Annotated in this window: 12 protein-coding genes; all 12 read right to left on the bottom strand. The window is 71.8% G+C overall.

Going from position 1 to position 12,502, the window contains the following annotated elements; all coding sequences use genetic code 11:
* Window positions 1–317 (bottom strand): ferredoxin (gene fdxA, locus ACTJJZ_RS04905; protein ID WP_440720057.1); only part of this gene is annotated, 317 nt, incomplete at its 3' end.
* The gene (locus ACTJJZ_RS04900; RefSeq protein ID WP_440720056.1) at window positions 314–1,768 is read right to left on the bottom strand and encodes an FAD-dependent oxidoreductase; all 1,455 of its coding nucleotides are present in this window, start codon (window positions 1,766–1,768) and stop codon (window positions 314–316) included. The genes ACTJJZ_RS04900 and fdxA, both read right to left, overlap by 4 nt.
* The gene (gene cobA / locus ACTJJZ_RS04895) at window positions 1,765–2,589 is read right to left on the bottom strand and encodes a uroporphyrinogen-III C-methyltransferase (protein ID WP_440720055.1); all 825 of its coding nucleotides are present in this window, start codon (window positions 2,587–2,589) and stop codon (window positions 1,765–1,767) included. Before cobA ends, ACTJJZ_RS04900 begins: the two co-directional genes overlap by 4 nt.
* A complete protein-coding gene (locus tag ACTJJZ_RS04890; protein WP_440720054.1) occupies window positions 2,586–3,551 on the bottom strand; it encodes an ABC transporter permease in 966 nt (321 codons plus the stop codon). The genes cobA and ACTJJZ_RS04890 overlap by 4 nt, the downstream gene beginning before the upstream one ends.
* Window positions 3,541–4,341 carry an ABC transporter ATP-binding protein gene (locus ACTJJZ_RS04885; protein WP_440720053.1) on the bottom strand — a complete coding sequence of 267 codons (801 nt, stop codon included), beginning with the start codon at window positions 4,339–4,341 and terminating at the stop codon, window positions 3,541–3,543. Before ACTJJZ_RS04885 ends, ACTJJZ_RS04890 begins: the two co-directional genes overlap by 11 nt.
* The gene (locus tag ACTJJZ_RS04880) at window positions 4,338–5,420 is read right to left on the bottom strand and encodes an ABC transporter substrate-binding protein (protein ID WP_440720052.1); all 1,083 of its coding nucleotides are present in this window, start codon (window positions 5,418–5,420) and stop codon (window positions 4,338–4,340) included. Before ACTJJZ_RS04880 ends, ACTJJZ_RS04885 begins: the two co-directional genes overlap by 4 nt.
* Before the next feature lie 118 nt (window positions 5,421–5,538).
* Window positions 5,539–6,957, bottom strand: coding sequence for a sulfate adenylyltransferase subunit 1 (locus ACTJJZ_RS04875; RefSeq protein WP_440720051.1), 1,419 nt, complete (start codon window positions 6,955–6,957; stop codon window positions 5,539–5,541).
* Complete coding sequence (gene cysD, locus ACTJJZ_RS04870; protein WP_440720050.1) at window positions 6,957–7,895, bottom strand: sulfate adenylyltransferase subunit CysD; 939 nt, start codon at window positions 7,893–7,895, stop codon at window positions 6,957–6,959. Before cysD ends, ACTJJZ_RS04875 begins: the two co-directional genes overlap by 1 nt.
* Window positions 7,892–8,671, bottom strand: coding sequence for a phosphoadenylyl-sulfate reductase (locus tag ACTJJZ_RS04865; RefSeq protein WP_440720049.1), 780 nt, complete (start codon window positions 8,669–8,671; stop codon window positions 7,892–7,894). Before ACTJJZ_RS04865 ends, cysD begins: the two co-directional genes overlap by 4 nt.
* A complete protein-coding gene (locus ACTJJZ_RS04860) occupies window positions 8,635–10,362 on the bottom strand; it encodes a nitrite/sulfite reductase (RefSeq protein ID WP_440720048.1) in 1,728 nt (575 codons plus the stop codon). Before ACTJJZ_RS04860 ends, ACTJJZ_RS04865 begins: the two co-directional genes overlap by 37 nt.
* A gap of 220 nt (window positions 10,363–10,582) precedes the next feature.
* Window positions 10,583–11,632 (bottom strand): hypothetical protein, encoded by a 1,050-nt coding sequence (locus ACTJJZ_RS04855; protein WP_440720047.1) that lies wholly within the window; start codon window positions 11,630–11,632, stop codon window positions 10,583–10,585.
* 109 nt (window positions 11,633–11,741) lie between these two features.
* Window positions 11,742–12,494, bottom strand: a complete 753-nt coding sequence (locus ACTJJZ_RS04850; RefSeq protein WP_440720046.1) for a sirohydrochlorin chelatase — start codon at window positions 12,492–12,494, stop codon at window positions 11,742–11,744.
* Between the last annotated feature and the right edge of the window lie 8 nt (window positions 12,495–12,502).

Raw genomic sequence — 12,502 nt, 5'->3', positions numbered from 1 at the left:
TCCCCCTGCGGCGGGAGGGCGGCGATGAGGGGGTGGTCGAACGAGTAGACGCCGACCTTGGCGGCACCGCCGGGGGATCCGATCTCGTCGAAGAACTCCACGTTCGCCTTGTAGTAGTCCGCCCACTCCTCGGGCAGGTCGTCCTCGTAGTAGATCGCCTCGACCGGGCACACCGGCTCGCACGCCCCGCAGTCCACGCACTCGTCCGGGTGGATGTACAGCGAACGCTCACCCTCGTAGATGCAGTCCACCGGGCACTCGTCGATGCAGGCACGATCCTTCACATCGACACAGGGAAGAGCGATCACGTACGTCATCGTGCCGTCGCCCCGGTGTTCGAAAGGGCGGAGCTGCGCGAGATCTCGACCTGCTCCTCGCGCGGCACGACCTTGACGCGCTCGCGGGTGTGCCGGTGCGCGGCACCGAGGGCGCGCTCGTGCGCGTCCAGCTCGAGCCAGCCGTCCCAGGTCGTGACCTCGACGCCGCGCTCGGTGAGCAGGGCGATGACGTCGTCCGTCTCGGTCGGGGCGGCGAGCAGGCCGGCGTCGAGATCGGCGAGGAGGTTCCCGATGGTCTCGGTCGCATCCGACTTGGTGTGCCCGATGAGGCCGACCGGGCCGCGCTTGATCCAGCCGGTCGCATACAGTCCGGCCACGCCGTCGACGCGACCGCCCTCGTTCGGGACGACGCCGCGGCGCTCGTCGAACGGCACGTCCACGATGGGCGATCCGAAGTAGCCGACCGCGCGGTAGACGCCGGTGATCGGGTACTCGACGAACTCCCCGGTGCCTCGCACGGATCCGTCCGGGTTCGGGGCGGTGCGCTCGAAGCGGATCGACTCGACGCGCCCCGCGCCGGTGATCTCGACCGGGGCGTGCCAGAAGTGCAGGTGCAGACGGCGGGTCGCGCCGGTCGCCTCGCCATTGTTCTCCGGGCGGTCGCGCCACGAGTTCAGGGTGCGCAGCATGATCTTGAGCTGGTTGTTCGGGGCAGCGGCCGGATCCACGCCCTCGAAGTCGGCGTCGTCGAGCAGGATGTCGACGCCGGCGACCTCGCCGAGCTCGCGCAGCTCGATCGGGGTGAACTTGATGTCCGCGGGTCCGCGGCGGCCGAACACGTGCACGTCGGTGACGGCGGAGGCCTCGAGGCCGGCGAGCACGTTGTCGGGCACCTCGGTGCTGCGCAGGTTCTCCGGCAGCTTGGCGAGGATCCTCGCGACGTCGAGCGCGACGTTGCCGTTGCCGATCACGGCGACCTGCTCGTCGTCGAGCGCCCAGGTGCGCGGCACGTCGGGGTGCCCGTCGAACCACGACACGAAGTCGGCGGCGCCGTGCGAGCCGGGCAGGTCGATGCCGGGGATGTCGAGGGCGGCGTCGCGGATCGCGCCGGTCGCGAGGATCACCGCGTGGTAGCGCGCCTGCAGCTCGTCGATCGAGACATCCCGGCCGACCTCGATGTTGCCGAGGAAGCGGATGGTGCGCCGGTCCGCGTCGACGCCCTGCGCGTCGAGCATCTCGTGCAGCGAGTTCACGATGCCCTTGATGCGCGGGTGGTCGGGCGCGACGCCGTAGCGGATCAGGCCGTAGGGCGCGGGCAGCGATTCGAACAGGTCGATCTCGACGGCGCCGTACCGGGCGCCGGCGGCGTCGAGGGGAGAACCGTCTTCGCGTCCGGCGATCGCGTTGGCGAGGATGTTGCCGGCGTAGATGCCCGCGGGTCCGGCGCCGACGATCGCGACGCGGAGCGGGGAGGTGAGGGTGTCGGTCACGGCTGCAGGGTCTTTCGGTCGGATCGGGAGGAGGTGAGGGCTGGTTGCGGGAACACGATCGGGGACGAGAGGCCGTCGGCGTCCTCGTGCGATGGCCAGGAGGAGGACAGCCGCACCACGTCGCCGACGACGACGACCGCGGGGTTGCGCACCTGCCGGCTCGCGGCCAGGGCGGCGATCGTGCCGAGCGTGCCGAGGGTGACCCGCTCGGCGGATCCGTACCCGTCCTCGACGATCGCGACCGGGCAGTCCGCGCCGCGGGCGCCGCGGGCCAGGATCCGCGCGGTGTGCGCGAGAGTGCCGATGCCCATGAGCAGCACCACGGTGTGGTCGGATCCGCCGGGCAGCTGCTCGATCGGGTCGTGCGCGCTCGCGACCGTGAACGCCGTCGCGACGCCGCGGTGGGTGAGCGGGATGCCGGCGACGGCGGGCACCGAGATCGCGCTCGTCACGCCCGGGATCACCCGGACGGCGATGCCCTCGGCCTCGCAGTACAGCGACTCCTCGCGGCCGCGCCCGAGCACGAACGGGTCGCCGCCCTTGAGGCGGACGACCTCGCGGCCGGCCCGCGCGTGCCGCACGAGCAGGGCGTTGATCTCGTCCTGCGGCACCGGGTGGTGGCCGGGCAGCTTGCCGACGTCGACGACCTCGGCGTGCAGGTGAACGCCCTCCGCTGCGAGCTGGTCGAGCACGGCACGGGCGCCGAGGCGGTCGGCGACGATGACATCCGCCCGCTCCAGGGCGCGCAGGCCGTGCAGCGTGAGCAGGCCGGCGTCGCCGGGGCCTGCGCCGACGAGCGTGACGGTTCCGAAGCGGTTCATGCGGCACCCCCGGCGAGCAGTCCGCGCCGGCGCAGCACGGCGCGTTCGAGCGGCGCGAACAGCACCAGCTCGATGAGGATGCCGATCGCCAGGATCAGGATGATCGTCGCCAGCACCGCCGGCAGATCCGCGAGGTCGCGCGACTGCTGCAGGACCGCCCCGAGCCCCAGGCCGATGGATCCCCCGGTCGCGATGATCTCCGCGGCCATGAGCGAGCGCCAGGAGAAGGCCCAGCCCTGCTTGAGGCCGGCGAGGTAGCCGGGCAGGGCCGCCGGCAGCACGATCGCCGTGGCCGCCTGCCAGCGGTTCGCGCCCAGCACGGTGCCGACCCGGCGCAGCTGCGGCTGAACCTGGTCGATCCCGGCGAGCAGCCCGTTCACGATCGACGGGATGGCGCCCATCAGGATCACGAAGTACACGGTGGCATCCGACAGGCCGAACCAGATGATCGCGGCCGGCACCCAGGCCACGCTGGGCAGCACCTGCAGGCCGGAGATGAGCGGACCGGCGGCACGGCGCAGCGGCTTCCACTCCGCCAGCAGCAGCCCGAGCGGGGTGCCGATCGCGATCGCGATGAGGAAGCCGATGCCGCCGCGCTCGAGGCTGGTCAGCACCGACTCCTGCAGGCGCCCGGCCTGCCAGGAGTCGCCGAGGGCCGCCAGGACCTGCAACGGGCTCGGCGCCTTGTCGGGGCGCGGGTGCGCGATGACGATGTAGAGCTGCCAGGCGGCGATCAGGAGGATCAGCAGGATGACGGGCGGCAAGACCGCGCGCAGGCGCTCGCGGGTGCGCGAAGCAGGCGCGGGCGCCGCGGTCTGCAGGCGGTCGAGGCCCGCCTCGAGGCGGGAGAGGTCGTCGTCCGCGCGTCGTCCGCTCCCTGAGCTGGTCGACGGGGCCTGGCCCACTCCCGTGGACGTCGCTTCGACAGGCTCAGCGACCGGATCAGTGGTCTCAAGCGGCATTGCGGCGGATCTCCTTCCGCAGCTCGACGGTGATCTCGGCGGCCAGGGCCGACACCTCGGGCGATTCGATCCTTCGCCCGCGGGTGCGGGTGACCCGCCACTCCCGGGTGATCCGGCCGGGCCGGCTGCCCAGCAGCACCACGCGCTGGCCGAGGCGGGCGGCCTCGCGCACGTTGTGCGTGACGAACACGATCGTGCGGCCGGTCTCGCGCCACACGTTCTCCAGCACCTCGTGCAGCAGGTCGCGGGTGATCGCGTCGAGCGCCGCGAACGGCTCGTCCATCAGCAGCACCGGACGGTCCTGGGCGAGGGCGCGGGCGAGCGCCACGCGCTGCCGCATGCCGCCGGAGAGCTCGTGCGGGCGCTTCTCCGCGGCATCGGCGAGGTTCACGACGCCCAGCAGGCGCAGGGCCTCGGATTTGCGCTCGGCCCGCGGCACCCCGCGCAGACGCAGGGCCAGCTCGACGTTGCGGCGGGCGCTCAGCCACGGCATGAGCGCCGCGTCCTGGAACATCATGGATGCGCCCTCCGCGGGCGTGCCGAGCGTCCCGGCCGTCACCGGCTCGAGTCCCGCGATGAGGTTCAGCAGGGTGGACTTGCCGCAGCCGCTCGCGCCGAGCAGGCACACGAACTCTCCCGGCGCGATGTCGAGCGACACGTCGTCGAGCACGACCGGCCCGGATCCGTAGCGCTTCGTGACGTGCGTGAGACGCACGGCAGGATCCACCGGATCCGGCACCGGGAGGACGGGCGCCACCCCGTCGAAGCTCGGCGCGAACGGGGCGGTCATTTCTTCCCGCCCAGTCCGCCGTCGTCGACGGCCGGCTCGCTGCGGGCCTTGAGGGCCGTGTTCAGCGCGGTCAGGTCGAACAGGCCGTCGATCGAGCCCTTCGTCTGCGTGCCCGCGGTCACCCCGTTTTTCACGAGGGTCGCGAAGGCGGTGGCGTGCGGATCGGCGGAGAACGACACGTTGCCCAGCGCGCGGGTGAGCACGTCCTCGGCCAGGGCCTTGCCCGTCGCCTTCTGCAGCGCCGCGTTCACGGTGCCGGCGAGCTCGGTCGGGTGGGCCTTGATCCAGTCGAGCGCGTCGAGGTGACCTGCCACCAGCTCCTTCACCGCGTCGGGGTGCTGGTCGGCGAAGTCCTTGCCGACCAGCAGCACGGTGGTGGGGAATGCGCCGTCGGGCCAGAGGTCGCGCTCGTCCTGCAGCACGTGCGCTCCGGCCTCGACGACCAGACGCGAGGCCCAGGGTTCGGGGAGCCATGCTCCGTCGAGCTGGCCGTTCTTGAACAGCGTCAGGGTCTGCGCGTTGTCGGTCGGGGTGATCTTCACGTCGCCGCCGCCGGACACGGTCGTCTTCAGGTTCTTGGAGGCGAGCCAGGTGCGCAGCGCCACGTCCTGGGTGTTGCCGAGCTGCGGCGTGGCGAGCGTCTTGCCCTTCAGATCCGAGGCGCTCGTGATGCCGTCGCGCACCACGAGCGATGCGCCACCGCTGGTGGCCCCCGCGATCACCCGCACCGAGGCGCCACCCGACTTGATGAACGTGTTGATGGCCGGGTTGGGGCCGATGTAAGCGGCGTCGATCGCGCCGGCCGAGAGGGCCTCGACCGCGGCGGGACCGGCATTGAACACCTCGGTGTGCAGCTTCGTGGAGCCGAGCTCCTTCTGGAGCAGGCCCTTCTCCACGCCGACCAGCGCCGGCGCGTGCGTGACGGTGGCGAAGTAGCCGAGCCGGATCGTGTCGAGCCTCTCCGTGGAGGCGGGCGAGGCGGCCTGGGCGGAGGCGCAGCCGGCGAGCATCGCCATCGCGAGTCCGATGGTGGTGAGGGCCGTGCTGATACGTGCCGTGGTGCGGGTCTTGCGATTCACTGTCGCCTCCTTCGTGGCGTTCGGGGTGGTGCTGGTCTGCCGTCGGTCCCTGGGGCTGTCGAAGGGACGTGGGTGGGGTGGGTGTTGTCGGTCCCTGAGCCTGTCGAAGGGCCGGGGGTCAGGCGGGGGTGACGACCGTCGCCGCGGCGAGCGTCGCGCCGTCGACCGGGTGGATGAGCAGCAGCGCACCGCCCTCGCGGTCGTCGACGTACGGCTCCAGGGGCAGGGGGGATGCGAAGCGGATCCGCACGCGGCCGATCTCGTTCACGGCCAGCTCTGCGGCGGGCTCGAGCGCGAGGGTGTCCAGGTCGCGCCGGGAGAGCACCTCGCTCACGATCGCCTGCACCGTGGAGGTGCCGTGCTTCGCGAGCACGCGGGCGCCGGGCGTGATCGGCCGCACGTCGAGCTGGAAGATCTCGACCTCGGCCTCCTGGTGGCCCTCGGGCATGGTGCCGGCGGCGGCGATGAGCGCGCCGCGGGCGGCGTCCACCTCGTCGGCGAGCGTCACCGCGATCGACTGGGCGGTGTGCGCGAACTCGGCAGGGCGGCCCGCGACGCGGATCCCGGTCACGGTCGTCTCGTGCCCGCCGGGGAACACCTGCACACGGTCGCCGACGCGCACGGATCCGCTCGAGACCCGGCCGGCGAAGCCGCGGTAGTCGCGCAGCTCGGCGGCCTCGGCCTCGTCGATCAGCGCCGAGAGGCCGCCCTGCGGACGGATCACGGTCTGCACCGGGAGGCGGAACGCGGCGCCCTCCTCGGCCTGCCGCGCCGGCAGCGTCTCGAGCAGCTCGCGCAGCGTCGGGCCGACATACCAGGGGGTGCGGGCGGAGGGATCCACGATGTTGTCGCCCTCGAGCGCCGACACCGGGATGACGTGCGCGTCGATCAGGCCGAGCTCGGCCGCGACCCGGTTCGCCTGGTCCTCGACGGCGCGGTAGTTCTCCTCGTCGAAGCCGGTGAGGTCGATCTTGTTCACCGCGATGATCACGTGCGGCACGCGCAGCAGCGACACCACGGCGAGGTGCCGTCGGGTCTGCTCGACGACGCCCTTGCGCGCGTCGATGAGCACGACCACGGCGTCGGCGGTCGCGGATCCGGTGACCATGTTGCGGGTGTACTGCACGTGCCCGGGGCAGTCGGCGAGGATGAAGCTGCGGGCGTCGGTGGAGAAGTAGCGGTACGCGACGTCGATCGTGATGCCCTGCTCGCGCTCGGCGCGCAGCCCGTCGGTGAGCAACGCGAAGTCGAACTCGCCGTGCGCGAAGCCGCGGTCGGCCGAGGTGCGCGCGACCTGCTCGAGCTGGTCGGCGAGGATCGCCTTGGCGTCGTGCAGCAGCCGGCCGACGAGCGTGGACTTGCCGTCGTCGACGGATCCCGCCGTCGCGAACCGGAACAGCGTCGTGTCGCGGAGGAACGCGGCGCCGCCCTCTGACCGCGAGACCGAATCTGCGTCCCGAGACCGCAGATCCGAAACGCCGTCTCGCGACGCAGGTTCGGTTTCGCGGGTCAGGGTGGTCGTCGGGGTCGTGCTCATCAGAAGTATCCGTTCTTCTTGCGGTCCTCCATGGCGGCCTCGCTGATCCGGTCGTCGGCGCGCGTGGCGCCGCGCTCGGTGAGGGTGGAGCGGGCGACCTCGGCGACGACCTGGTCGACCGTCGCGGCGTCGGACTCGACGGCGCCCGTGCAGCTGGCGTCGCCGACCGTGCGGTAGCGGACGGTGCGGCGCTCGACCTGCTCGCCCTCGCGGGGCTGGGCATGCTCGTTGACGGCCCACCACATGTTGTCGCGGCGGAACACGTCGCGCTCGTGTGCGAGGTACAGCGGCGGCAGTGCGATCCGCTCGCGCGCGATGTAGCGCCACACGTCCAGCTCGGTCCAGTTCGAGATCGGGAACGCGCGCACGTGCTTGCCCGGGGTGTGCCGGCCGTTGTACAGGCTCCACAGCTCGGGGCGCTGGTTGCGCGGATCCCACTGCCCGAACTCGTCGCGCAGGGAGATGATGCGCTCCTTCGCGCGCGCCTTGTCCTCGTCGCGGCGGGCACCGCCGAACACCGCGTCGTGCTTGCCCGCGGCGATCGCGTCGAGCAGCGGCTGCGTCTGCAGCACGTTGCGGGTGCCGTCGGGGCGTTCGGACAGCCGGCCGTCGTCGAGGTAGTCCTGCACGCGGGCGACCTCGAGCGTGAGGCCCAGGCGCGCGACCGTCTCGTCGCGGAACCGGATCACCTCGTCGAAGTTGTGGCCGGTGTCGACGTGCAGCACCGGGAACGGGATCCGGCCCGGCGCGAACGCGCGCGCAGCGAGGTGCAGCACGAGCACGGAGTCCTTGCCGCCGGAGAACAGCAGCACGGGCCGCTCGAACTCGGCGACGACCTCGCGGATGATGTGGATCGCCTCGGCCTCGAGCAGGTCGAGGCCGGTCAGGGATCCGGCGTCGGCGACGGCCGGGGCGGGCAGGGTCTCGATGGTGCTCATAGGTGCAGTCCGCATTCGGTCTTGGCGAGTCCGGCCCAGCGGCCGGAGCGGGGGTCTTCGCCCGGGGCGACGGGCTTGGTGCACGGCGCGCAGCCGATCGACGGGTACCCGTTCGCGACCAGGGGGTTCACGACCACCTCGTGCGCGGTCGCGTAGTCGATGAGGTCGTCGAACGACCAGGCCGCCACGGGGTTGACCTTGATCAGGCCGTTGCGCTCGTCGAACGCGATCAGCGGCGTGTTCGCCCGGGTGGGCGCCTCGTCGCGGCGCACGCCGGTGAACCACACCTCGTAGCCGCCGAGGGCCTGGTGCAGCGGGGCGACCTTGCGCATCTCGCAGCACAGGGCGGGGTCCCGGGCGAACAGGTCCTTGCCGAACTCGGCGTCCTGCTCGCGCACGGTCTTCTCGGGTTTGACGTCGACGATCCGCACGTCCAGCGTGCGGGCGACCTCGTCGCGCGTGAAGGTGGTCTCGAGGAAGTGGTACCCGGTGTCGAGGAACAGCACGTCCACACCCGGGAGTGCTTCGGCGACGAGGTGCGGCAGCGCGGCGTCGGCCATCGAGCAGGCGACGGCGGCGAGGCGGGGGGAGACATTGGCGGCGACCCAGGCGACCACTTCGGCGGGCGAGGCCTCGTCGGGCGCTCCGCTGCGCAACTCCTCCGCACCGCGCTCGGCGAGGGCCCGCAGTTCGTCGAGCGAGCGGCGGGCGGGGCGCAGGTCGAGGTCGACGGTCGTGCTCACTGCAGTGCCTCCTCGTCGGCGCGATGCGCCCATTCGGCGAACGTCTCCGTGGCCTCGCGATCGGCGAGGAACCGGCGCACGACCCGCTCGGCGTAGTCGGCGATGCCGTCGGCGGCTACCTTCAGCCCGCGCACGGTGCGGCCGAGGCCGGCCTCTTCGCGCAGGGTGGACGCCAGTCCGCCGCCGAGGTGCACCTGGTAGCCGGGCACCTGCTCTCCGTCGATCGTGACGAGCTGGCCCTTCAGGCCGATGTCGGCGGTCTGGATCCGCGCGCACGAGTTGGGGCAGCCGTTCACGTGCAGCGAGATGGGGTGCGGCAGCTCGATCCCGGCGAGGCGCTCTTCGAGCTGCTCCACGGCGGCCGCCGCGTTCACCTTGGTCTCCACGATCGCGAGCTTGCAGAACTCGATGCCGGTGCACGCGATGGTGCTGCGGCGGAACAGGTCGGGGCGCGACGACAGTCCGAGCGCGTCGAGGCCGGCGATCAGCGAGGGGAGCCGGTCCTCCTCGATGTCCAGGATCACCAGCTTCTGGTGCGGGGTGGTGCGCAGTCGTGCCGAGCCGTGCGCCTCGATGAGGTCGGCCAGCTTCGCGAGGTTCGGGCCGGAGACGCGGCCCACGAGCGGCGTGACGCCGACGTAGAACCGGCCGTCCTTCTGCCGGTGGATGCCGACGTGGTCGCCCTGGCTGGTCGGCTTCGGGGCGGCGGGGCCGTCCGGGAGGGGCGCCTCGAGATACTCCGTCTCCAGGACCCGGCGGAACTTCTCCGTGCCCCACTCGGCCAGCAGGAACTTCAGCCGGGCCTTGTTGCGCAGCCGGCGGTAGCCGTAGTCGCGGAAGATCCTGGTCACCCCGTGCCACACGTCGGCGACGAGCTCGGGTGCGACGAACACGCCGAGGCGCTCGCCGAGGCGAGGCGTGGTCGACAGGGCGCCGCCGATCCAGAGGTCATAGCCCGCCCCGAGCTCGGGGTGCACGACGCCGACGAACGCGACGTCGTTGATCTCGTGCACGACGTCCTGGCTGGGGTGTCCTGTGATGGCGGTCTTGAACTTGCGCGGCAGGTTCGCGAGCTCAGGGTCGCCGATGAACCGGTCCGTGATCTCGTCGATCTGCGGGGTCGGGTCGATGATCTCGTCCGCGGAGATGCCCGCCACGGGAGAGCCGAGCACGACGCGCGGCACGTCGCCGCAGGCCTCGGTGGTCTGCAGGCCGACGGCCTCCAGTCGCCGCCAGATCTCCGGCACGTCCTCGACGCGGACCCAGTGCAGCTGGATGTTCTGCCGATCGGTGACGTCCGCGGTGTCCCGCGCGAAGTCGACCGAGATGCCTGCGATAACGCGCAGCTGTTCGGTGGTCAGCTGCCCGCCGTCGATGCGCACGCGCAGCATGAAGTACTCGTCCTCGAGCTCCTCCGGGGTGAGCGTCGCGGTGCGCCCGCCGTCGATGCCGGGCTTGCGCTGCGTGTACAGGCCCCAGACGCGGAAGCGGCCGTGCAGATCCGTCGGGTCGATGCTCGAGAAGCCGCCCTTCGAGTAGATCTGCTCGATGCGCTCGCGGACGCTCAGGCCGTTGTCGACCTGCTTCCACTCCTCATTGCCGTTGAGCGGCGCGGGGCCGTCGATCTTCCACTGACCGTTGGGCTTGGACGACGGGCGCGGCGGGCGGGCGCGTTCGGTCGTCGGTCGTGCGCCGCGCACGGCAGCGGTCGGTTCGGGAGACATGCCGACAAGCTACGTGCGGATCCGCACGGACGCTCGTCTGTGTCATGCCCTCCGACACGGAGCGTCATTGTTCGACATGGTGCAGATTCCTCCGGGTTGCATGCGCTTCAATAGGGCGCCGCCGCATGCGCCGTTGTGCCGCGATCCGCGCGTCCCTGGAGCACGGCGGCGGCACGGAATCCCTCCCGCGGAGGGCCCGTGCCGCCGGCCGATCGTCAGGTCAGTGCGCCGCGTAGGGCACGCGTTCCCAGCTGATCACGTGGTCCGCGCCGGGGCGGTTGACCGTCACCCGCAGCCAGTCCTTGTTGTTCGAGGATCCGTCCACGGTCACCCGGGTGAGGTTGTCGGCGGATCCGGTCACGCCGTAGGTGCTGAGCCAGTGCGACCCGGCGGCGAGGGGCTTGTCGGCGTTGTAGACGTGGCTGTCGCCGTTGACCAGGTACACCTCGCCGTCGAACGCGCTCGCCTCGTCGACGAGCGTCTGCACGAGCCCCTGGAACGCCGAGATGTCGGTCGGCGCAGGGGTGTAGGTCGGGTCGAACATGTCGGCCTGCAGCAGCACCATCACGGCGCGGTCGTGCTTCTGCTTCGCCGTGGCGAAGCTGTCGTGCACGACGGAGATCGCGTTGGCCATGCGCGCCTGCTCGGCCGCGATCTGTTCGGGGCGGGCGGTGCTGTCGCCGAGCCCGGTCCACGGCTGCAGACCGTCGTTGCTGCCGACGACGTGGATCGCGGCGAAGTCGACGCCGTCGCGGCGCAGCGTCACGTTCTCGGGGAAGCCGGCGGCGGCCTGCGAGTCGAGCTTCACCGGGTTCTGGCCGAGCGACTGGCCAGGGGTGGCGAAGAACACCGAGCGGTCGTAGGCGAGGCGCTCGAGCGGGTTGTACGCGCCGTTGTTCGGCCGGTGGCAGTCGGTCCACTCGTTGTCCCCTGGCGTGTAGATCAGCGGGTTGCGGAACGTGTCGAAATCGCTCTTGATCTGCTGATACAACGCGTCGTCGCAGCGGGTCGAGCCGTTCTTGATGTCTCCGACGTGGAACGTCATGGCCGGGTTCGCGGCGTTGATCTCCTGGATCCACTGCGGGAACAGCGCCTGCTGCGCGCTGCCGTAGGGCACGTCGCCGATGACGGCGAAGGAGTAGTGGCCCGCCTTGTCCTGCCCCGGTGCGTTCTGGCCCGGTGTCTCGGCGGCGAGGGCGGGGGAGGTGCCGGCGACGACGAGGGCGGTGACCGCCAGGGCGACGGTCGAGAGTGATCGGGCGGCGTGCATGCGGTGCTCCTTCGGGATGCGTGCCCGGGAGACGGGCGTCGAGTCCACCTTCCCGACATCTGTGAGCGGTGGAGTTGCCGTGGAGTGAACGGCCGGAGAACAGCGCAGGTCAGGGAGCGTCCGTGGCGGCTCGGGACAGTGCCGCCTCGCCCGCCAGGTAGCGGTCGACGACCAGGTCGACGAGTTCGGCCGGAGGTTCCCCGGCGTCCAGCAGCGGCTCGGTCACGGGTGAGGACCCGGCGTCGCGGCGGGTCACGTCGAAGAAGTAGCCGTGCGCCAGCAGGTAGGTCGAGACGGCCGCAGCGGGGTGCGCCAGCACGGCGTCCGCGAGGCTCGGCTCCCGGGCCGCGAGGTAGGCCGGCACGGTGTCGCGGCCGAGGCGAGCGGCCAGCAGTGCGGCCATGTCCTCCGCGTCGGGGAGCGAACGCGGATCCCGCGAGCCGGCGACCGCGAGCACGACCGCCGCCTCGGACCGATCCGGATCGGTCCCCGCGTGGGTGGGCGTATCCGTGCGGGACGCGTTCAGCCCCGCCTCCTCGAGCCGGCGCGCCAGCACCTCCGCCAGCCGCGCATCGGGTCCGAGCGGTTCCGTGACCACTGCGTCGGCCCGCGCGGCCGCCGCCCTGCCCAGGTCCACACGCACGTGGAAGCCCTGGGAGAGCAGCAGCGGCACGATCACGACCGGCCCCTCCACCGAGGCCAGTGCCGTGGGGGCGTCCGGCTGCTGCACGTCGACGAATCCTTCGTGCACGGCGACGTCGGGGAGGCGCTCCGCGACCCGTCGCACCAGGAGAGCGATCGCGGCGGCACCGGCGGCGTCGGACGTGCCGTGCGAAACGGCCAGCAGGGCGGGACGGCGCATGCCCCGAG

The sequence above is a fragment of the Microbacterium sp. 22242 genome (assembly GCF_052045495.1).
In the GTDB taxonomy this organism is placed as follows: domain Bacteria; phylum Actinomycetota; class Actinomycetes; order Actinomycetales; family Microbacteriaceae; genus Microbacterium.
This window is presented reverse-complemented; position numbering and strand designations above follow the sequence as displayed.